We start from the raw sequence: 20,236 nt of genomic DNA, 5'->3' as shown, positions 1-20,236 counted from the left end.
CCCCCGCTCTTTCAGTCAGTCACCATGATCAGGCGACCCAGTAGCCTTGATTCGATCTGACGTATGCGCTTGCCAGTAGCCAGCTCGATCTCTCTCAGGGCTGCGTCAAACGTACCAAAGAAAGTCCCGCCCATTTTAATTTCCTGGTCTTTGGTCTGGTATGAAAGGGAATAACCATTTCGCGATGCCAGGCGCGTCAGGGCATTACGCAGGGTTTTGTCATTGAGTGTGATTTCCCACTTGGTTTGCGCAGGCTCAGTCACCTCCACGTTGGACTGAACCGGGAATGACAAGACATTGGCTGGCGCCGGGGTCACTGTTTCACTAGCCGCGGCATTGTCTGCAGCAACGGGATTTGTTACTGCCACTGCAGTATCCAGGCGAACATTTTTTTTCATGACCTGATCGTCAGACACCATTTTTTCATTAGTACTGGACCAGCCCAGCCTGGTCATCTGGTAACCACCCCGCATCGGGCCCGGATAACGATAGTCTGCGCGCATCATGCCGTTGCTGGAAAATGGTTTTTCTTTAAAGCCTATATTCTGCGCTGCCGGTTTGGGAAGTACGCTCCCTTCGTTGCTGGCAGGTTGCTCAGACTTGATCTGCTTGCTGCGTGCATTCAACTGCTCCAGCTTTTCGCGGTATTGCGCCTCGAGTGCTTCAAGCTGTGCCATTTTTTCCCGGGTCGCCTGTTCGACTCTCTGATTGATCAGTGTATCGATTGCTGCGTCCGGCATTTTGACGCCTATGTTGGCATTACCGCGATTGTCGCCGACTTCTTCCAGGGTGCGTACAGGTACGTCCACACTGGCAACCGGCAAGCTGCGACCTTCAGTAAGCGCACTCTGTGCTGGATGCAGGCGCAAGGCGATCAAAGGTTCTGGTGTTTCATATTGCTGCCTGACCGTCACCAGGCGCAATACACTACGCTGTTTGTCCTGCCTGGCCAGTTGCTGGGCATAGGTTTTATTTGACATTGGTGCCAGGGTGATTTCCCTGTTGTCCCAATTGATATCTGCGATCAGTTTATTCTTGAGCAATACACCATCAAGTGTCATCACCCAGCTTTCAGAACTGGCCCAGTCTATCTTGTGTTTGACGTTGACACCGCGCAGGGCAAATACGCGCCACTCCTGGCTTTCAGGGACGATGCCGCGCAAGCCGCCCAGCATGTCTATGCCGCGGTTGGCTGCCACAGGCACCATCGCCATGTCCATATTGATATAGCCGTGATGTATGGTATTGGCGGTTGCACCTATGACCCGTTCTTCACGTACATCAATAACTTTTCTGCTGGCGCCGGCAATCTGGTACACATAAGGTGTACTTTGATTACTGACGATTTCATAACCAGCCATAGCACCAGGAGCATAGACACATGCAGTACCGGCAAAAATGCCGGCGACCATCACACTCAATACACTACGTTGACATTCCATCACCAGGTTCTCCCTTAGCCTTGGGCTAAAAAATAAAAACTCTTCCTTTTGAGAAAAAGCTGACAGAAACCGCCAGTCTGCGCCGCCACCATACAGACGGAGGCAATTGCATGACAGATTCTGGTCAATATTTAAAAATCTTGTTCAACAAATGCAGGTAAACACAGTTTCAGCTGCGGTAGCGTTTCATCTCATTCCAGTTTTTTGCATACCTGACTTTGCCACCAATAAAACAGCGGACGATGCGGAACACCACGGCTGGCGAATACTTGAAACGCTCAAGGATGGTCAATGCAACGATGACTGTTACAGCCACAACAAAGGTGAACATGTTGGCATGCAAAAGCCAGAAAACCAGGGGAAAGACGGCGATATAGTTAATACCCAGAAAACGTAATTCCCTGGCAGAATCACGCCAGATTACCTTCGACGTACCATCATCTATTTCATTTGCCATGCGAACTCCTTATTGCGGACCATCGCTGCCAAGCATGCGCTCTGCCTGTGCTGCGCTCACTTCGTACTTTTTGTATTCAATCTCGGAAATCATGCCTTCACGATAATAGCGGCGTGCCTCGTCAACCAGCAGCTGCTTTCTTTCCCTGACGATGGAATGCGTCAGGAAAGGCAGCATGTTGACATCGGCGCCAACCTGCTCAATGAGCCTGGTTTTGACTTCATCATCAAATACCAGGAACTCACGTAGTGCTATGCGCTTGAAATTGCCATCTTCATTTTTTTCTGTCGACGCTACCAGACGCTGAGTCAGGATGACCTTGGTGGTGTCAATCAGATCGACCATTTTCGATACCCGCTCTTCGTGCGGGAAAACGTTGACCATGCGCTTCCAGGTCTGGCCGACGGAATTGGTATGCAAGGTCGAATATACGGCCTTACCGACTTGCGCAGCCTGTATGCCGGCATTGATGGTCTCATGGTCGCGCATCTCACCAACCATCAGGATATTCGGATCACGTCGTACAGCATTGCGGATGAATTCCGAGAAAGATTTCAAATGACGTCCGATTTCATGCTGCGCCACCATGGATGAATAACGCTTGCATTTATCAAAGACGAATTCAATCGGGTCTTCGCCAGTCAAAATACGCTTATTCGATTCAGGCTGCTCCAGTATGTAGCGGATGATGGCCGCCAGCAGGGTGGTCTTGCCTGAGCCGGTTTCACCGGTGACCAGTACCAGGCCGATCTCCGGAAACAATTGTTCCATCAAGTCAGCAGGTAATTTCATGGCAGAAATTTCTGGCGGATTTTCCTGCAGAGGCCGCATGACTATTTCCACACCAGGCCCGGATGGTGAAAGACAACCAGTTGCATTCATACGAAAGCGTACGGATACGCCACGCTGGTTATCGAGCTTTAACTCGTAGGCATAGTCAATCGCTTCACCGCCTCCCAGTTTTGATGGCCCATTGGTACCATATACCTCAGTCACGATGGTATTGAGTTCACTGGTTTCCAGGTTGCGCTTGGTCAGTTTGAAAATGGGTTTTCCCACCCTGACCTTGACCGGATCGCCTGTCTTCAGGTAAATATCGGAAACACCGATGTCCAGACAGTGCTGCAGTAGTCTGCGAAAGGAATTCTGCTCAAAAGTATTGGGCACATCCTTGAAGGCATAACGGGCTTCCACTGCTTCGCGGTCAAAGCTGGAATCCAGACTTTTTACCGGCTTCGGAGCAAGTGGAATAGGTGTTACAAGCGCTGACATGAACTTACCTCTATGCGATCAAAAACTGGGGAACAACATCCAGTCGCTGGATTTCAAATTGAATTCAGGGCGCTCGGTTATCGTCAGCGTAATATCATCAATGGAAATGCCGGTTTTCCCGTTGCCAGTAATGCCCAGGCGATTACGTGACACGAAAGGTTTGCTGACCAGGTTTTGCAACAAGAGATATTGGTAGCGCTGCATGCCAGAGAAATCCTCATGCAAGACTGCCAGATTCTGGCGATAGATGGCATTGGCCTGCTCCACTCCCTTGTCCCAGCCCTCAGCCAAAGCCTGATTCCAGACGCGCTTTTCTTCGTCATTCTTGGGGAAGAGTGAAGGGTGCACATCATTACCTGGTGAACCTGCGTCAAAAATCAGATAATTTTCCCAGACCGGGATGGTCGTGATCAGGCGCGCCTGCTTCTTGATGCGAAAACTGGCCTTGGAGTAGCGCAGAACTTCACCCTCGCCATCCTTATCATTCAACAGATTTTTTGCGCCAAGTATGACGGGCGGTTGCATAACGCAGTTTTCATTCGGGCGTTCACCTATCAGTTTCTGTGAATAGCGCGTCTTTTCTTCCTTGCCGCAGTCAAGCATCAGCGAAGCAAAATTAAAGATTCTGTCCATTTCCGAGCGATGGCGGTACAGGAATTCCTTGATCAGGATGGATCTGGCAACCAGCCCATTACGTATGCCCATCCCATAGGCAGCCTCACGTACTGCAGCAATACGCAAATCGCGGATATCACTGTCTTTAAAGGGATCGTCCTCACTGCGCTTTGCCTTGGAAATATTATCCGCACTAAAATCACTGAGCTGCGGGGCAGCAGTATTTGAACTGCTGCCTTCGACTTTGGCAGCTGGCACATAAGATTCACCGCTACCGAGTGCATAAACACTGGATGCCAGCAAAAGCCCCAGGGAAGTTGCCAGAATTCGACCTGCTTTGAACATACGCTTATCCACTGTGAAGATTATTCAAAGAAACGAACCAGGACTCTTCTTCTCGCTTCATCGACGACGATGTCCGCACGTGAACCAGCCTGCAAACCGGCATCACGCAGGATGGAAGCGATCGACTGTTCTTTCGCATTGATTTTGACCATCACTGGGATGCTGGGAACACTGCCTTCCGGTTGCATGTATTCATAACCTGAACGGATTGCCATCTGGCGCGCGACTTCCTGTATCGGCCCGGCTTCCCAGACAAAACTGATTTTCGCCGTCATCCCATAAGGCTCTTTGGTCGTTGCAGACTTATCCATTTTTGCCTGCTGTGCCGGGGATAACTGGGCTTTTTCTACAGCCGCACGTGTGTTCGTGGCTTCTGCCAGCAATTGCGAATTCCGTTCTATGGAGTCAGCAGTGGACAGCAATTGCTTTTGCAGGCTGACGGTCTCAGACAGACGGGATTTCTGATCCTCTGCGACCTTGACGTTACCAGTCTGGCAGCCAGCCAGGAGTCCAGAAACAACTAATGTGCTGACAGCAAATTTGATCTGATTCATGAATAAAGTCTCTGTTTGCAAACGTGCGTTTTTTAAAACCCCGGCCTGTTCTGAACATCCTGCATGTCAATCAGTGCACTGGGACAGCGTTCTGATCTATGCAGCAAGCCTGCTGCTGGTACTGTTTTACGATTAATTCGGCAAAAACTTACTATTTTTTAATTCCCTGAATGAAAATTTTGAATAGTTAAAATATTTTAAGACAATGATAGCATAAAACATTTGCTAAATTTCAGCCAAATTTTCATCAAAAAGTGACAATTTCCCAGCTCCATCTTTTTCGCTTTTTCATCACGATCATGGACGGACAGGGAACGAAAATACAGTCTTTCCAACAGGGGAAAGATGCTGCTCCAGGGAACTGTCCCTGGCATTGCCGCTGATATCTGCAGACATGTTGCCCCCACCTGTCAGCACAACATTACTTCACAATGCGCTGACAGGGGTGCTTTACCTGGCTAGATCACTGACAGTTGCTCGCCTTACATCAGCGCGGCAGCCCGTTTTTTATCTTCGTGATCTTTCTTCTGGGCATAGACAAGCAATTCTTCAGCCATAGCGTCAATAATATTGCTGTCATCGTCCTCACCTATCATGCCGGTAGCCGATTTCCTGGCGAGTTCACGACGTTCGATTTCTTCCATGGCTGAACCGTCAGGATAGTTCTCGGCCAAGACCCGACGTGCCTTGGAGGAACCTATGGCCCGATATAATTTATCGCGCAGGATGGTGTCTTTGCGTGTCGTTGAAAACGCCCACAATTCCATGGGGCCGACGGTATTGGTCAGCAATTGCTCATTTCGGTGTTTCTTGGTCGAGAAAATGGCCAGGAAAGTCGAACCACCTGAACGTGGGGGGTGAACACGACCTGACTCAAGTGCGTGACGTGCCGTCTTGGACAAACCAAAGCGGTCACCAATTTCTTTTACCTGTGCTGCGTCACCACCATCGAGCACGAACATCGACGTAGAAAATTCAACCATTTCCTTGTCAAAGTCGTTCATCGATTGCGATAAGAGGCAAACCTGCACACCCCATTTACGACCTTCACGCATATAGACCAGAACTTGGTCACGTACTACCGGCGAGTTTTCGGTTCTATGGAATTCATCGAATACCACGCGTTTTGGATCTTCCTTGATTTCATCGACGCGGGCACGGTGATAAGCCTTATACAAAGGGCGGCATTCCTGCAGGTTTTCTTCGTTGAAGAAGAAATTACGCGTGCCGATGAACTGGCCCAGCATATACATGATGCCGGTACGGCGGTCAGCAGCAGCGCCGCCAGATTTGGCTACTTCATCAAGGTCAATCGCAACAATGCGTGTGTCACCGATGTCGAATTTGGTTGTTGATGTCAGCACCGGATACTCACGCAATACTGACTGAATCATGCGTGAAAATGCGTCAACAATGGTTTCTGAAGTAGCCGTTTTGGGCTTGGTGTACACGTCCCGGAAAGATTGATCCTGTACGACCGAAGTCAGGTCGTTCATGTTGGGTACAGCAAAGCGTTGTGCCAGAATGGCTTCATGCACCATGCCATGTCTGAATAACTCGTCGGTGATATCCCACCATGTGGTGATCTCGTCCGTATGCAGACCCAGCGACCTGACGGCAGCATCTACTTTTTCATCCTGATGCTCAGAATAGCGTTTTGGGCTTTTTTCTGGGGAATACAGGCGGTATGCTTCATCAACCACCATGCCGCAAATGTCTGGCATACCGTCATAAGGTTCTGTCTTGCCCATAGGCATGGTCAGCAAGGTCAGCAGGTTCACCAGGAATGCACGTTCCTGCGGAATAGGATAGTGAAACCCCAGTTGAGTATCGAATGGATTCACTGCGTATTCCGGCGTCATGCGCAGACGGAAATAATTGGCCAGATGCTTGAGATTGGGCGGCAGCGCATCCTTCACCAGCGAAATCAAACCGCTTGATGAAGGGCCGATATCAATCACTGAGATACGTGGCAATCGTTTCAGGCCTGGCATCACGCAAATGGCCCAGTTCAACATGTTCGACAGTACCGACTTGCCTGAACCCGGCTTCGCAAAGATGATGTCAATCCAGGTGGTCTGTTTGCTGGAGCCAGGCTGATACGGCCAGAGTTTCCCATCAGGTGAACGGAACAGGACTGCCCCTTCCTTCCAGGATGAGGCGGGGCGTTGCAACGGCATCATGTAGACAATATCCGGCAAAGGAGCGATGGCCGGCGTACCCATGTTTTTTGTCGTGAAACCAATCAGGGTAGAGGCGACCCCCTCAAACGGATCACCACTCTTGTCAAACACTTCGATCCCGCCCCAACCTTCAACCGCACGAGCCAGTCGCTGTTCGCGGCTACGCAAGAGCTTTTCCTCACCAACTTTTGCCCAGGTTACAAAAGACATGGAAACCTTGACGACAGTCCCCCCTTCCATCTCCTGATAATTCTGCAGCGCTTGCACGGCATTATTGGCCAGCTTGTTATTGGCCGAGGCAAAGGAAATCAGGGCGGCGATCATAGACTTCATGCCAAAGCCGCGTACCCCTCCCCCCTCCATCATCATCGAATAACGCCACGGCAAATCGGCTTCTTTCAGACGGGCAAACAGACGCTGGAAGGTATTGATATCCTTGGGGAACAAATAAACATGGACAGGTGCGATGATACGATCACCGATGCGCAGCCATTTGCCATTGAATTCTTCGGCATCCCTGGGCATGATCTGATGTTCTATGCGCGGATACAGAATATCGGAGATATCGCGGGGATGCGGGTTTTCAAAAGCGCGCGGTGAGATCTTGTCGCCAAGCAGTCTTGGCTTCCACAATTCATCCGTATAGTCAGCATCATAGGACATCCTGGCAACGCGCAAAGCCGTATGCGCATCCAGTATCTCGCAATCAAGGCCAGCAGTTTCCAGCTCCAACCTGACTGATCGCTTGAATGAGCTATGCCTGTCACGCAATTCACGGATTGCCGCGAACAGGTACTGGCTATGCTTCATGACAGGCACACTATGTTCTTTGTTGAACTGTATTTTTTCTTTCGAGGCGGCGGATGCCTCTGCCTTGGTCATGGAAGAACCATGCGTCCACAAGACCAGATAACATTCCTCATGCGAGGTGTACTGCGACATGTGAGCCACCTTGGCATCAAACATGTCTTGCACATCCATCTGCAGGTTTCTTGCCGTATCCCTTGATCCCTCAAGTGCATAACTGATATCACGGACTACAAATTCCTTGTCGCAGCCAAAGACAATTTGCATGTGGTGCCCAGGGTTGCCAAAGAATGCTTCTATACCCTGCATCAGAGAACGATGTATGGTGGAAAATTCTTCGACACCAACCAGGAAGCGGGCGCCATCTATGCGTATGAAGCTGATCAGCGAGCCATCCTTGGCCACCAGCGTACTCTCGTCGTCGGTAGTTTCCAGTTCGCAATAAACTGAAGCGGCACTCCTGAACATGGAACCAGCCCAGTAGACGAATTCATCGACACCTTCAAGAACAGAATTTACAACAGACATATACACTCCGATCGATTATTTACACTCGGCCACATTACTGGGTCAGAAATTTACCCGGAAAAACCTGCCTGTTGCTGCCGGAAAAATTCCCACGCAGCAACTTACATTCATTACGAAAAAGCCCCGCAGACCGGGCCTGCGAGGCTTTTTGCGGGTTACTGAGCTTTTCGTCATCGGCAAACACCAATCGACCTGACCCGATATGACATGACGAGGGCCTGACAGATTCTTGACAAAGCTCACCACGTCATATTTTCTTCGGGTGTTCTGGCTGCTCAAGAAAGCCGATTGGCAATCATGTACCTGGACGACAATCCCCCCAATACAAGACTTGCAGCAAATTAAGAACCGTAGCTGCTGTATTCGTAGGAAACCTTGTCGCTGGTCTGCTTGCCACCCCACAAAGACTGACCTGCACTCGTCATCAACGATGGCAGGTACAGCAAGCCGGCTGCTACTGCCAGCATCACGATAGGGGTGGACAATGGAGTTTGCTGAGGATTGTCTTTATGCGCCTTGAATTTGAACATGGAACCGCCAGCCAGGGCCACACCGGCCATGTAGCAGGCGCCTTGTATCATGACCTGAACACCGTTGATACTCTTCGACGCGTTCATGGCGACATCGCCAATCGATTGCGCACTTGTTGCTTGAGCAAACGCCAATTCTGGAACAAATGCTACGGCCAAACCTGCAGTTACACCCAGCGCCATGCCAAGTTTGCGTTTGATATCTTTGTTAAGTTTTTTCATGGAAACACTCCTAAGCTTTAGAAATAGATGCAACAAAGTCCGGTAAGAACATTGGTAAGAATACCTTAGACAAAAAATGCTTTCAAGTTTTTATACAAACAAAAGTAAAAATATTTTCCTATTTTTGCCACACTGCCTCATCTACGCGCGAGGTTAATGAATAATGTTGCTGATACCCAATGATTTTTGCAAAATTTCAGAAAGTGCGACGATATTGAGACAAAAAGTCCCCCCCACAAGCAGAACAATCGCGCGCTTTGCCGTATCTTCTTTATGCCCTCCGCCAGACCCGAGCAACTTCAATGCATACCAGCCACGTGCGAAAGCGATCAGGCCTATCAGGTTGACAAATCCAATCACAACCCGGGCAGCCTTGATACCGTCTGCATCAAGTATTGTTGAGGTGGTATAGGTCATGATGGAACTGTTGCCGAAAGTCGACACCAGGAAACTGTCCAATGAGGATGAGAGGTAAAACATGCCGGTCGCAGCCAGTAGGGTCATCACCACCGACATGGCCCCGTCGTCAGATTTTCTTTCCCCAATGCGCTTGAGCTTGAACATGGAATAACCGAACAGAAACATGGCCACGACAAAACTCACGGCCTGCACAAAATTCCATAAGCCCGGTATGCTTTCGCCAAAAGTCAGCAACATGGTCAGGGCAGTCGGCCCCGCTGGCTGTGCCATTGCTGGCACCGCCACAAGGCTGACGATTGCACCAAGGGAGTAACGCAAGCGTGATGTAGACATACTGATCCCCCGTTCCATCATCAGTTATAAGTACGCCCGCCAGCCTGGAAGGATTTTCTTTCAAAATCAATTTTTTCCAGCCGGCCCATGCCATTCATCTCGCCGCCCAGTTCTACTTCATGAGTGAGCCCATCACGGTCACGATAAAGTATGCGGTCGCGCAAAACGGTCAGACCTTGTAACGTTGCCATGCTTGGCGTGCTTTCAGAAGAAGCCGCTGAACGCGGAGTCATTGTCGCTGCCTGTGTGGCGCCACTCCTGCCAGCAAGGCGCCCAGGCTCTTGAGCATCATACGGCGCGCTCTTACCAGAACTACCGGTATTAAATAGCATGACCCTGCCAGCCGCCTCATTCGCTGTCTGTGGCGCCCTGCTGGCTACGTGCGTCTGTATAGTCTCTGGCTGCACCATATTTTGCCCAGCACCTTTACCGGCCTGATTGCAGAATGTCCGCTTGGGTTCATGCTTGCACAGCTCCGCTTCCAGTCGCATTTTTGCCAATCCCAATTCATTGACACGACTCTCCAGCAAACTGACATACTGATCACGTTTCTGCATGTCTTGAGGATAGGTAACTGTGGCCTGCTGCCCTCCGTACTGGGCTGCCGATGGCACGGTCTGCCTTGCCGGTAAGGGTGGAGGTGTGACTGCCGCGGCCAACGCAGGTGCCGTTGTCTGTGCAGTCGCTGCTTGCGCTGGCAATACAGTGGACGCAGAAGCACTTGTTTTATTCTTCATCTGTGCCAATGCAGCCAGATCATCTCCCACTGCCTGGCCAGTCTGCGCCACTGGTGCCGATGCTCCTGCCGGTTCTTGTGGGGCGGCTACGGCAGCCTTGGCAGACGTTTCAGCATCGCGCTTCTTGCGCTCCGCCTCTTCCTTCTTTTTCTTGGCAGCCATCTGCTGTTGCATCTGCTCGTCTTGCTGTGCGGCCTGGATTTCCATGTACTTGGTGTAGCCGAATACACCCATTACAAACAGCATCAGCCCGCCCATGGCAAGATACATGGTTTTGTTATTTCCCTTGGCTGTCGCCGCCGGCAAGGAAACCACTTTCTTTTCATCTTCTATTCTGGCAGGTTGCGCAGAACCAGAATCTGCACCTTCTTCCTGATTGCCTGCAAGGCCATCCCAGTCGTTCATTGCCATCGCTACACCCTCATCTTCAATTCACTGTTGTTTACTGGTAACCATCAAAATCATACTGTCCCGCTATTTGACCATTCCAGACTTCCCGGCATGCATTAGCGCTGGCCTGTGGCAGGAGCCGGTGCATAAGCTGGCTGCTGGCTATACACGGGTTGTCCAATGCTGCCAGGTTGTGATGCATATATCTGCGGCTGTCCATAGACACCCGGTTGTGCGTAAACACCTGGTTGTTGATATGACTGTGACGGGGCGTAGATTTGTTGCTGTCCCGCATAGGCACCTCCAGCCGCACTGTAAGGGTTGGCAATTCCGGCAACTGGCTGACCTGCCGGACGTCTGGCAGGAGCCTGCTGCCCCCCCATGGCCGGTAACGGACCGTTGTTGTCTGCATTCACACCTTCGACATAGACAATGTCTGCAGCGACCAGCAGGCCAATCTCGGTTTGCGAGTACACCTCCAGGGTATTCGGGCGATTGATGTAAGGTGAAAGTGTATTGGCAACCCGCCCCATGGTTTTTGCAACGCCTCTGGCAGCCAATTGCCTGTTAGTCAGTTCTGGCTGTGTCACCACGGTAGGCGCACCGTTTTGACCGTAAGAGATAGTCGTCGCGACCTGTGCCTTGCCTTCGGCATATCCCTGAGCAAAATCAACCGCAGCAGCCAGACCAAATTTTGTCAGCAAATGGCGGTCAACATTATCAGCAACCGCAGCGCGCTTGGTGTCCCGGTCGACCGCAAAAATCTTGACTGGTATCGAGCGCTCGAATTTAGGATGGTTAAGTGAGGTGAACTGTATGACGGCCTTTTCTGAATACGGCGCAGTTTGGCCAGCCATTGCACCAAGCAATTTACCCCCCTTGAAAGGGCCGCTCAATATATAGGCAGTGACCATACTTGGCTCATCCGTGTTCATACCTATGTCTATGGTTCCATAGAAAAGATCACCAGCCCTGGCAAATACCTGCCCCTTCTTCTGGGCGTCCGCTCGCGGTCTGTCATGCTCTGCTGCGTCACCGGTTTTCTTTTCGTCCTTTGCGCCTTCGTCGCCTACATACGCAGTATAGAAAACCCGCGAACCTGGCTCCCAGGCTTCGTTGATCTTGTTCCTATCAGCGAGCAGCCGGCGCTTCCATTCTTCAACCTTTTTCTGGTGAGCTGCTTCGGCATCGCGGATATCCTGTTCACTGGGTTCGCGCGATACAGCAGCTCTATTACCAAAAGGATTACCGCCACTCTGTGCCGAATACATTGATGGGTCAGCATTCATGTTCGTGACCGGGGCCGAGGCAGCAACCGCATCAGGACGCATGGTGGCAATAAAGGTCTGCCCATTTGAGTCAGCCCGCTTGGCAGCATCCTCATTGGCGACCTTGCGCAATTCTGACTGTTGCGCATCAACTTTCTTTGGATCAATCGCTACTTTTTGAGCGGTGGCAGCTGGCAACGCCGCCGTATTTGTTGCCTCAGTCTGCTCTTTGACCAATGCATTCTTCTTGAGTATGCCATTAACTGCCAAAGCTATCCCTGCCAGCAGGACAGCGGCTACGCCAATGACCATCATGCGGGATTTGGGATTGGCCAGGAATGCCAGGCCACCTGTTTTCTTTTCTGCCATTTAAAACCCCGACACGCGTAATTCAACACTTTTACCTTCTTGCGCCGCGTAGATCACTGGCGTACGCGCAGGAAGCTCATAAACATTGGTTCCATCAATGGATGACATTGTTCCTGTCCATGACGGCGACCTGACAGAGGTGCGGTTGGTCAGACGCAAATACATTTTTCCATCAAGCATCCAGGCTCTGGCATCTGCTCCTTCGACCTTGAGCTCCTGCGCCTTGTCTGGCACCACGCCATTCAACATGGAAAACATGGAAGACGAAGCTTCTGGCGCCATCTGTTTTTCCACCAGGGCGGCGGCATTCGGGCCACGCACCGGCATCCTGGCGTCTAGACGCACATCAGTTTCTTTCTGTCCCGTAACCAGACGCACAAACACCGGTGTACTCAACCCTGCCAGAAAGACTTTCAGATTGCCGTAGGCGTAATCCTTGATCGGCTCCAGGGCAATTTCGTGAGGATTATTATTCGGATGAAATTCAACCGCAAACATCGATTTCGAAGGTGCTGCGATCTTCACTACCGGCCAGGGATTACCTGTGGAATCGGTAAACAGCAAGGAAGAATTCTCATTCACATTCAGGCGCATGACAGGGATAACAGAGCCCGGTTGCAAATTGACCACAACAGAAGAAATCACTGCGCGATGCAATTGACCATCAGGTGTGCGAACGCCACGCTTGAATTCGTCTATCCGGTCGTAATAGCGATTGATTTCTTCGCGAGTAAATGTCACTGTCTCGTCAAGCAAGTCATCAAATGCCTGCTCTTTTGGATCACGGAACTGGGGCATCTTGAGTCGTGCGCGCGGTTTCGCATAACCATCTGGTGAGGGCAACATGGCAGGATCACTGTAGCGCGCATTCAATTCCGCAGCGGTCATACGGGCAGTACTGGCCGTACTCATTGCGGTTGCTTCACCGGGACGTTTCTGGTCTTCCGGTACCGGTACGGCGCTGGGCAACGCCATTTCACCCGGTTTCACCTGGGTCTTGGCGGCGGCCGTATTGCCCGTGCTTTGCTGGGCGCTGACAGTCAGACTGGCCAGGCTCAGACAAAGTGCGCTGGCAAATCTGATATTTCTATTCTTGTTCATCATCACGGACCTCAAATTACCGCTCGAAGGTGCTAAAGCTGTCAATTACCACACCACGCGGATTCTCCAGCGGAGAAATCGCGCGCAGGTTCATTTTGATTACCAATTTTTGCTTGATGGGACTTTGCCCGAAGGGGGTATAGGTGACGTCAATAGGCATTTCCACCTTCCACATATACACACCGTTAAGCTGTCCTTCACCAGCAATCACCGGGCTGCCTATCACCACAGCAGATACCAGCATCGATTTATCCTTGACTGTCTGCAGCGTACCGGATTTGTCCAGCTGCTCCATATAAGCCTGCCAGCCGTCAGCACTGAAATAGTCAACATTGCCCTGGAACTGTTTGCGATAATTGACGTAGTCATAGGTGAAGATCGCCGTCACTGATTCTGCCGCCCAGGTCAGCAGTGCGTTCTTGGAAATTGTCGGTCGGCTGATAGGGCGCAATTCAATGATGCGGCCGTCATTTTCAGCAGCTATATATTGTGGCTTGGGGGGATTGCGATATACGTCATACAAGGCATAGGACAGCAAGATGGTCAGCACGAGCAAACCTGCCACCACTTTTTGAATAAAGCGATAACGGTCCAGATAAAATTCTGTACGCGCCATATTCAATTCGGGCTGCCCCAGCCCATCTTTTGCCATGGTCGCCACTTGCGGCGCGTCAGCCGCGTGCGCAGGTACTGCGCCATCCGGCTTGGTTTGCAATTGTTGTTGAGCTATAGATCCGGACATCTTGATCCTCTTACACGTTATGGATTCGCTGCTTCAGGCTTTGCAGTCGCAGCTTCCGCTGGGTTTTCTGCATTCGCCGCCGCGTCTGCTGCCTTGGCCGCCTCTGCCGCAGCGGCCGCCTCTTCCGCAGCTTTTGCTGCAGCCTTCTCTGCTTTCGCAAGTTTCTCTGCCTTTGCCGCCATCACCTGTTCCTTGCTGTCGAATTGCCTTAGCCGGACCAGCAAACCGTTACGTGTAGTCGCATACAGATCGCGTTGCGGAAAATTCACATAAACCAGGAACATGGCCAGTACCAGCAACACATCAAGAACAATCAAACCCATGGCAATGACAGTCATGCGGCGGAAGTTGTCCCGATAAAACTCATACCTATAGCGTCGCTTTTTTTTAGCTGGCGGCTTTAGTACAGGCTGTGTGGGTACTGTTGCAGTATTTTTCATGGAAAATTCTCGAATTCTGCTCGAATGTTATCATGCCATTTTACAAAAACAAAGGTTATACAAGGCTTTTTTGATATTTATTGGAAATTTTAGCAGTTTTATTCGATATTTATTAAGACAATAGTAGTAAAAAAAATTAAGCACCATTCAACGCTACGCAAAAGGATTTCCATGCAACAATGAATGGCATTTCAAGGAATGTCGGACGACCATTTCCCGCATCAGCACAAGGCGATGAATTGCCGTTAGAGACAGCATTGCACGCCCTCTCCCCCGGCGAGGACCAATCAAGCCTGTATTTAGTCCTGCAGCATTTCCCGTATCATCGCCAGACGATTGACATACACTGCCTCGGCATTATTGTCTTCTGGACTGAGTGGCGCAAAGAAGTCATCTTTCATCTTATCGAACAAGGTTTCCTGCGCCGCCCTTACCGCCTTGTCTTCAGCAACAAAGGGGAGCAAGGGCAAGACGCGGCCAAATGGAAAGTTCGTTGCGCAATGGTTCAAGAGCTGTATGACGGCATGCAAGGCGTCAAGTGCTTCTGCCAGTCTGGACTCGCCGTTTGCCGGCAGATCTTCTGCCAGAGCCGGGCTATTCTGGCGCAGATGCTGGATATAACTCTGTGCCAGGCCAGCCGGCGCCTGTATGGTCTGGTATAGCTGCAGAGCCCTGTCCACATGTGGTTTATGCAGGTTATGCAAAGCTTCAACAAGTTGGTCAATCAAAGGCATGTTTATTTTCCGTAACAAATGTCTGGAACTCATTTCGTCAACAACGGCGAAATGACATTGAATGCGAGTCTGGCTGAAATACCCTCTACTCAAACAGCGTTACATTGCAGGACTTCTTTTTGCCGTCAGTTGCTATTGCAGACTGATAGCGGCTGTTCGACGCCTGCCTGGAGGTTTCCATCAAGGACTCTTTCATCTTGTCAACGCCATCAAGGCCCTGGTTCTCGCTCACGATGCCATCCTTGCCGGACCTGATACCCTTGCCAGGCGCACCATTGGTGAGTGCCATCTTGTTGACCAGGGGTTGACCACTACATCCCATGATTTCCATCTTGACCGGCGCAGATTTACCGGCTCCGAGCAGATCAAGTTTCTTCAGTTTCTGGCCGCGCTCCGCAGCAAGCTCCTGGCTGAGCGATTCAGCGGCGACACAAGTTTGATTATTTCCGTACAAAGTCGCACATAAGATCATCAAGAGGATCAGATATTTCATAATCCCTTCTCCAGCATCTGCACTTCATAAGAAGGCACACGAATTTCATCACATTGCTTAATAACGGCCAGGTACACAGGCTCATTTTTTTTCGGGTCTGCTTCGGCAATCAGAAAAAAATTCCTTGATTCGCTGATTGTCGACTTGAACATGACAGTACGTCCCGACGGAAGCTTTTTTTGTCCAGAGCCCAGCATGTGGTATTTAAACAGGCCGAATACGTCGATATCCACTTTCCCTGCATTCAGCAACCTTGGTTTGACGATGAAGTTGATATCTTCAAACAGCACGCCCTCGCCCACGGGACCACTTTTCTTGAATGCAACAGAGAAATATTTCCCCTGTGTCAACTCATAAGTGGCAGACACAGCATACTGCTGCAAGCGTTCGACATTCATTTTGCTGAAGTCAGCATTCAAATCGTCAGCACTCGACGAAAAGGCATAGAAAGCATAACCATCCCGGCTTTTCTTTTCGCAGCGACGCGACTGGTCGCAAGCATTACGGGCCAGATCACTCCCTGCTGGCAGACGGTAAATCAACAGTTCATATTCATTGTCATGCAGACGCGACTGATCCATACCATTGGCTCTGGCAGTCACCGTCTGCGCCGCCTTGGGAGCAGATAAATTTCCCCCTGACACAGACGGGCAGACAGATACTGCAGCCAAAAGGAAAAGCAATGCCGGACGACGCATTGCAGACCACGGCGTTTTTTCTGTACTTGATAACATATCCGGCATTAGCGTTTGAGCAAGCGTCCGACCAGCGCACGAGCCGCCAGCAATCCCGTCCCCAGCGCCAGCAGCACAACGACGAGGCAGTAGGCATAGAAAACCAGGGCCAGATGGGTTTTCATGTCCGGAAAAAAAAGATTCGCCAGCATAGCCAATAAAAAATACAGTGCCACAGCCAGCAACTGTATGCGGGCCACCAGCATTCCTTGCAAGCGCAAGGCAATCAGCAAGGGAAGCAGTTGCAAAGATGAAAAAATAAGCAGGCTGAATACCCTCTGCTCAAAATGAGCACTGAGGAATGGCGTCAACCCTATACCAAGCAGCAGACAAGCCATAGCGCACAATGCAAACAGTATCTGCTTTGTCGATTCAGACGGGAGCGGGACTTTTATCAACTCAGGATTTGCGGCGGCAGTACTCATGTCTTATTCCCATTCAATTCTTGCTTCCATGCAGCGAAACGACTCAACTGCTGAAGAAAATAACTTCTGTAAAAAAAATAACGCACCACTTCACACAATACGACGCAGGCAAAAGCAAACGGCACTGCCATACCGCCCGCACCAGATGCGTTGAACGCCACGATATGCAGGGCAAACATGGCGATAGCAGTGATGATGCTCAAGACCAGTAGTGCCATGGTGACCGCCAGTCTGCGCAGTCTTTTTTCCAGAAAGGGCTGGTAAATCATGCCCGCATCAGACGAGCCCTGAATGGCAACATCGGCACCTGACTTCTTGCGCTTCATTTCTTTGGTACCGCATTGGGTGATACAAACTCGGTTTTCTCCTTGAGCTTGGGCGCCACGCCGTCATCAATACAGACACTGCGGAACGTGAAACCTTGCGGGCGACTCTCTTCATAGGCCTTCAGTTCCGCTGGCTGCATCAGGTCCTTGCGCTGGAAATCGTTAGTATTTTTCTTGGCGTAGGCATACACCGCCTTATAGTCGGACACCTCATATTTGGCCGCATTGAGCTGATCAAAGGCTGTAAAGAAGTTAGCCTGTATGGAACCGGCTTCCTTTACACATTCATCCATTTGTTTTTTCCGTATGGCGAAAAGCTCTTTTTGCTTTTCATTAAATGGTTGCAAACTGACATTGATTTCCAGTTCTTTCAGCTTGAATTGCCGGTCAGCAGCAAAATGTCTGACAAACATCAGGTCCGTCGCGAGTACAATCAGGAGTTGCGACCTCTTATCGTCCAGAGGCTCGCGAATCTCAGGAATTGGATTTTTTTTCTTTTCTTCCGCCTGTACCGGACCGTATAGGCCACCCAGTACAGAAATTGATAAAAAAAACAGGATTAATTTATTCATTTACTTAACCGAATTTAAAAAAACAAATATATATCAACATTTTTTAAAACATATCTACAATTTAGCCCTGACCTTCAAGAGGCTCTAAATTGACATGCTTTCATCAACTTGCTAGCATTCGAAGAGAAAATGTTTTTTACCTTCATTTATATAAAGGTATTTGTATGAGCTTAACAAATATTGTCGAAAAATACGAGATTGAAACCGAAAATTCTCAACTACCTGCATGGAAAAAAGAATTTTTCCATGCCCTGATGAAAAATACGGCAGTCAAAACGGTGTTTTTACGGCTGGAAACACAATACGTGCAAAAGAAACAAGTATCACATCGCCTGATTCCAACCATAGACTGGAAGACTGAGCTCAAACCCTATCAAAGCAGTTCTGCAACGCAACTGGCAGAGTTGCGTCGCGAGTTATCCGCGACATTGAAAGTCAATGGTGTGCAGGTTGTGCACAAAAGTGATGAGTGGATGCGCCACTTGAAGGCCCACCATGAAATCGGCATGTCTTATGCAAAACTCTGTGGCGTAGCCTGATGAAACGAATTGCCTGCGTCCTGTTGCTTGCCACCCTGTTATCTTCATGCGGCGAGGTGTCGTCGCCTGTTGCCAGCGAAGGGGTAGCCTCGCCCAACATGAAAGTCCCCTTGAGCCTGCTTCAACTGGAGATGGCATGTGAAGATGTGGCGTCCATCATCATGGTGTCCATGTCCAACCGATTGCGCAATGTAGACATTTACCAGACCAGGAGTTTCGCGCGTTCCGTGGCAGACTCTTTTGATACCCGCTTCCCTGAACTGCCAGCCGATATACGCCTGCAAACCCGGCGTATCTATATGCAAACCGTCAGCGATCAGTATCTGGCAGAACAGTCAGTGATACAAAAGCAGGTAGAAACCTTTCGCCTGTATGGTGAAAACAAGTTCAAGGATGGTGCAGTGAATCTATGCAAACATGGTCTGGCCAACATCCCACCAGGGGAAGCACTGCCCGTGCTCAGACTGACTAAATAAGCCAGCTTAAAAAAGTCTGGCAAAAACGGGAATGCCCCATCACCTGATCGCCATAGCGATGCCCGTGTCGTTAGCGACAGCATCTTTGCATCTGATGGAGCAAATGCTGACGACAGCATGTATGATCACAGAATTGTTTTCCAGACCCTGGTCCTGGCGCACCAGATAAAAAAAGATGAATACACCAAATACGGTCAAAACCAGAATTGATAGCATTTTGTTTGAATTACCGCGCTTCGGCAGTTACGCCATAGCCGATCCAGCGGCTGAACGCGAAAGAACCCGGGCCATATTGGCAAAAATCCTGGAGAAACGGGCAACAGAACCGGTATTGACTGCTTTTGAAGAAAAAATTCTGGCAAAGGCTCTCAATGTCTATGAATGCTATGTCGATGCAGCAATACAGCGCAAACAAACTGGCGAAATCATTATCCGCCCCCTGCACACGATTGCCTCAATACAGCCAGAGCAGATAGAAACAGAATCAGGCCAGCGCCTGTGGATTAAGTCTGTACTGAAAACCGTGTATGCACTGGACATGCCCGACGAGATGATACTCAAGCTGGAAAGCGTGCGTGACTGCAATTTCCGCATACGGATGGAGGAAGGTTACACCGATCCCGCTCTGCCTGACTTGCTCGGGCAGGCGCACTCGGAAAATTTCAGCCTGCTGCCAGAAGGTTACCTGAGTCGCGACCATGATGGCGTACCGCGCCTGTTCTCCACCGCCAGAAGCACGATACCATTGGCGCTGGACATGCGAAATGTGGTCAGGATAGAGTTCGCCAATCGCAACCATGGCGGTGAATTGTGGCGCCATCCGCATTACAAGGCCAATGACGGCTGCTACACCAGCCTTGATCAATGCGGATTTTTATTACGTTCACGCAGGCTTGCGGACAAACCTGCGCGAGTACGGCAGTACGAGGTAAAACTGTATGACCAGGGCACATTGGTTTTCGCCACAACAGACTTTGTTCCGGGCAAGTCTGCACATGCAGAACCAGAGAATGAGCACGTGCTGTGCGATGATGCACTGGGGGAAATCATCGCACAACTCGGCGCGAAGCCAGGTCAGATGCCAGCGTCCATACAGCAAGGCCTTAAATCCGTGCAAGCCTGGCATGCATCCGGCCGTGCACGGGATCTGCTTCAGGCAGGAAAAAACCTGGCCGCTTAAAT

22 protein-coding genes are annotated in these 20,236 nt (G+C 50.3%); 3 read left to right on the top strand and 19 right to left on the bottom strand.

Translation table 11 applies throughout. From position 1 onward, the window contains the following. Positions 1–11 precede the first annotated feature (11 nt). The 19 genes from LZ463_RS19515 to LZ463_RS19425 all read right to left on the bottom strand — a co-directional run bounded on the left by LZ463_RS19515 (position 12) and on the right by LZ463_RS19425 (position 18,039). The gene (locus LZ463_RS19515) at positions 12–1,442 is read right to left on the bottom strand and encodes a hypothetical protein (protein ID WP_241457509.1); all 1,431 of its coding nucleotides are present in this window, start codon (positions 1,440–1,442) and stop codon (positions 12–14) included. A 169-nt stretch (positions 1,443–1,611) separates the two neighbouring features. Further along, a complete protein-coding gene (gene icmT, locus LZ463_RS19510) occupies positions 1,612–1,899 on the bottom strand; it encodes an IcmT/TraK family protein (RefSeq protein ID WP_241457507.1) in 288 nt (95 codons plus the stop codon). 9 nt (positions 1,900–1,908) lie between these two features. After that, positions 1,909–3,171: a type IV pilus twitching motility protein PilT gene (locus LZ463_RS19505; protein WP_241457505.1), complete on the bottom strand. Its 1,263-nt coding sequence runs from the start codon at positions 3,169–3,171 to the stop codon at positions 1,909–1,911. 18 nt (positions 3,172–3,189) lie between these two features. Beyond that, positions 3,190–4,131 (bottom strand): type IV secretory system conjugative DNA transfer family protein, encoded by a 942-nt coding sequence (locus tag LZ463_RS19500; protein WP_241457503.1) that lies wholly within the window; start codon positions 4,129–4,131, stop codon positions 3,190–3,192. 20 nt (positions 4,132–4,151) lie between these two features. Next, on the bottom strand, positions 4,152–4,685 hold the full coding sequence (locus LZ463_RS19495; protein ID WP_241457500.1) for a DotD/TraH family lipoprotein: 534 nt from the start codon (positions 4,683–4,685) through the stop codon (positions 4,152–4,154). A gap of 482 nt (positions 4,686–5,167) precedes the next feature. Then, positions 5,168–8,203, bottom strand: a complete 3,036-nt coding sequence (locus LZ463_RS19490; protein WP_241457498.1) for a hypothetical protein — start codon at positions 8,201–8,203, stop codon at positions 5,168–5,170. Positions 8,204–8,544: 341 nt separating this feature from the next. Next, entirely contained in the window at positions 8,545–8,955 is a 411-nt protein-coding gene (locus LZ463_RS19485; RefSeq protein WP_241457497.1) for a hypothetical protein, read from the bottom strand. Positions 8,956–9,108: 153 nt separating this feature from the next. Then, the gene (locus LZ463_RS19480; protein ID WP_241457495.1) at positions 9,109–9,708 is read right to left on the bottom strand and encodes a hypothetical protein; all 600 of its coding nucleotides are present in this window, start codon (positions 9,706–9,708) and stop codon (positions 9,109–9,111) included. A gap of 20 nt (positions 9,709–9,728) precedes the next feature. Beyond that, entirely contained in the window at positions 9,729–10,856 is a 1,128-nt protein-coding gene (locus LZ463_RS19475) for a hypothetical protein (RefSeq protein WP_241457493.1), read from the bottom strand. Positions 10,857–10,951: 95 nt separating this feature from the next. Then, complete coding sequence (locus LZ463_RS19470; protein WP_241457491.1) at positions 10,952–12,472, bottom strand: DotG/IcmE/VirB10 family type IV secretion system protein; 1,521 nt, start codon at positions 12,470–12,472, stop codon at positions 10,952–10,954. Continuing rightward, positions 12,473–13,576: a DotH/IcmK family type IV secretion protein gene (locus LZ463_RS19465; RefSeq protein WP_241457489.1), complete on the bottom strand. Its 1,104-nt coding sequence runs from the start codon at positions 13,574–13,576 to the stop codon at positions 12,473–12,475. A 13-nt stretch (positions 13,577–13,589) separates the two neighbouring features. Continuing rightward, complete coding sequence (locus LZ463_RS19460; RefSeq protein WP_241457487.1) at positions 13,590–14,315, bottom strand: type IVB secretion system apparatus protein IcmL/DotI; 726 nt, start codon at positions 14,313–14,315, stop codon at positions 13,590–13,592. A 17-nt stretch (positions 14,316–14,332) separates the two neighbouring features. Continuing rightward, positions 14,333–14,755, bottom strand: coding sequence for a hypothetical protein (locus LZ463_RS19455; RefSeq protein WP_241457485.1), 423 nt, complete (start codon positions 14,753–14,755; stop codon positions 14,333–14,335). A gap of 299 nt (positions 14,756–15,054) precedes the next feature. Further along, complete coding sequence (locus LZ463_RS19450) at positions 15,055–15,489, bottom strand: hypothetical protein (RefSeq protein ID WP_241457483.1); 435 nt, start codon at positions 15,487–15,489, stop codon at positions 15,055–15,057. Positions 15,490–15,574: 85 nt separating this feature from the next. Next, a complete protein-coding gene (locus LZ463_RS19445; RefSeq protein WP_241457481.1) occupies positions 15,575–15,982 on the bottom strand; it encodes a hypothetical protein in 408 nt (135 codons plus the stop codon). Next, the gene (locus tag LZ463_RS19440) at positions 15,979–16,653 is read right to left on the bottom strand and encodes a hypothetical protein (protein ID WP_241457479.1); all 675 of its coding nucleotides are present in this window, start codon (positions 16,651–16,653) and stop codon (positions 15,979–15,981) included. Before LZ463_RS19440 ends, LZ463_RS19445 begins: the two co-directional genes overlap by 4 nt. A gap of 71 nt (positions 16,654–16,724) precedes the next feature. Next, positions 16,725–17,141 (bottom strand): hypothetical protein, encoded by a 417-nt coding sequence (locus LZ463_RS19435; RefSeq protein WP_241457477.1) that lies wholly within the window; start codon positions 17,139–17,141, stop codon positions 16,725–16,727. After that, a complete protein-coding gene (locus LZ463_RS19430) occupies positions 17,138–17,467 on the bottom strand; it encodes a hypothetical protein (RefSeq protein WP_241457475.1) in 330 nt (109 codons plus the stop codon). Before LZ463_RS19430 ends, LZ463_RS19435 begins: the two co-directional genes overlap by 4 nt. Beyond that, on the bottom strand, positions 17,464–18,039 hold the full coding sequence (locus LZ463_RS19425) for a hypothetical protein (RefSeq protein WP_241457473.1): 576 nt from the start codon (positions 18,037–18,039) through the stop codon (positions 17,464–17,466). Before LZ463_RS19425 ends, LZ463_RS19430 begins: the two co-directional genes overlap by 4 nt. A gap of 164 nt (positions 18,040–18,203) precedes the next feature. Between LZ463_RS19425 and LZ463_RS19420 the strand changes: the two genes are divergently transcribed. The 3 genes from LZ463_RS19420 (at position 18,204) to LZ463_RS19410 (ending at position 20,234) form a co-directional block, all read left to right on the top strand. Continuing rightward, a complete protein-coding gene (locus tag LZ463_RS19420; protein WP_241457471.1) occupies positions 18,204–18,578 on the top strand; it encodes a hypothetical protein in 375 nt (124 codons plus the stop codon). Then, a complete protein-coding gene (locus tag LZ463_RS19415; protein ID WP_241457470.1) occupies positions 18,578–19,054 on the top strand; it encodes a hypothetical protein in 477 nt (158 codons plus the stop codon). Before LZ463_RS19420 ends, LZ463_RS19415 begins: the two co-directional genes overlap by 1 nt. 175 nt (positions 19,055–19,229) lie before the next feature. Further along, positions 19,230–20,234, top strand: a complete 1,005-nt coding sequence (locus tag LZ463_RS19410) for a hypothetical protein (protein WP_241457469.1) — start codon at positions 19,230–19,232, stop codon at positions 20,232–20,234. The last annotated feature ends 2 nt before the right edge of the window (positions 20,235–20,236 follow it).

Source organism: Undibacterium paludis (assembly GCF_022568815.1).
In the GTDB taxonomy this organism is placed as follows: domain Bacteria; phylum Pseudomonadota; class Gammaproteobacteria; order Burkholderiales; family Burkholderiaceae_D; genus Undibacterium.
This window is presented reverse-complemented; position numbering and strand designations above follow the sequence as displayed.

Bases quoted from the DNA above. Each gene is read 5' to 3' on its own strand.
- LZ463_RS19515 (WP_241457509.1), bottom strand. From the start codon at position 1,442: ATGGAATGTCAACGTAGTGTATTGAGTGTGATGGTCGCCGGCATTTTT.
- icmT (WP_241457507.1), bottom strand. From the start codon at position 1,899: ATGGCAAATGAAATAGATGATGGTACGTCGAAGGTAATCTGGCGTGAT.
- LZ463_RS19505 (WP_241457505.1), bottom strand. From the start codon at position 3,171: ATGTCAGCGCTTGTAACACCTATTCCACTTGCTCCGAAGCCGGTAAAA.
- LZ463_RS19500 (WP_241457503.1), bottom strand. From the start codon at position 4,131: ATGTTCAAAGCAGGTCGAATTCTGGCAACTTCCCTGGGGCTTTTGCTG.
- LZ463_RS19495 (WP_241457500.1), bottom strand. From the start codon at position 4,685: ATGAATCAGATCAAATTTGCTGTCAGCACATTAGTTGTTTCTGGACTC.
- LZ463_RS19490 (WP_241457498.1), bottom strand. From the start codon at position 8,203: ATGTCTGTTGTAAATTCTGTTCTTGAAGGTGTCGATGAATTCGTCTAC.
- LZ463_RS19485 (WP_241457497.1), bottom strand. From the start codon at position 8,955: ATGAAAAAACTTAACAAAGATATCAAACGCAAACTTGGCATGGCGCTG.
- LZ463_RS19480 (WP_241457495.1), bottom strand. From the start codon at position 9,708: ATGTCTACATCACGCTTGCGTTACTCCCTTGGTGCAATCGTCAGCCTT.
- LZ463_RS19475 (WP_241457493.1), bottom strand. From the start codon at position 10,856: ATGGCAATGAACGACTGGGATGGCCTTGCAGGCAATCAGGAAGAAGGT.
- LZ463_RS19470 (WP_241457491.1), bottom strand. From the start codon at position 12,472: ATGGCAGAAAAGAAAACAGGTGGCCTGGCATTCCTGGCCAATCCCAAA.
- LZ463_RS19465 (WP_241457489.1), bottom strand. From the start codon at position 13,576: ATGATGAACAAGAATAGAAATATCAGATTTGCCAGCGCACTTTGTCTG.
- LZ463_RS19460 (WP_241457487.1), bottom strand. From the start codon at position 14,315: ATGTCCGGATCTATAGCTCAACAACAATTGCAAACCAAGCCGGATGGC.
- LZ463_RS19455 (WP_241457485.1), bottom strand. From the start codon at position 14,755: ATGAAAAATACTGCAACAGTACCCACACAGCCTGTACTAAAGCCGCCA.
- LZ463_RS19450 (WP_241457483.1), bottom strand. From the start codon at position 15,489: ATGCCTTTGATTGACCAACTTGTTGAAGCTTTGCATAACCTGCATAAA.
- LZ463_RS19445 (WP_241457481.1), bottom strand. From the start codon at position 15,982: ATGAAATATCTGATCCTCTTGATGATCTTATGTGCGACTTTGTACGGA.
- LZ463_RS19435 (WP_241457477.1), bottom strand. From the start codon at position 17,141: ATGAGTACTGCCGCCGCAAATCCTGAGTTGATAAAAGTCCCGCTCCCG.
- LZ463_RS19430 (WP_241457475.1), bottom strand. From the start codon at position 17,467: ATGAAGCGCAAGAAGTCAGGTGCCGATGTTGCCATTCAGGGCTCGTCT.
- LZ463_RS19425 (WP_241457473.1), bottom strand. From the start codon at position 18,039: ATGAATAAATTAATCCTGTTTTTTTTATCAATTTCTGTACTGGGTGGC.
- LZ463_RS19420 (WP_241457471.1), top strand. From the start codon at position 18,204: ATGAGCTTAACAAATATTGTCGAAAAATACGAGATTGAAACCGAAAAT.
- LZ463_RS19415 (WP_241457470.1), top strand. From the start codon at position 18,578: ATGAAACGAATTGCCTGCGTCCTGTTGCTTGCCACCCTGTTATCTTCA.
- LZ463_RS19410 (WP_241457469.1), top strand. From the start codon at position 19,230: ATGAATACACCAAATACGGTCAAAACCAGAATTGATAGCATTTTGTTT.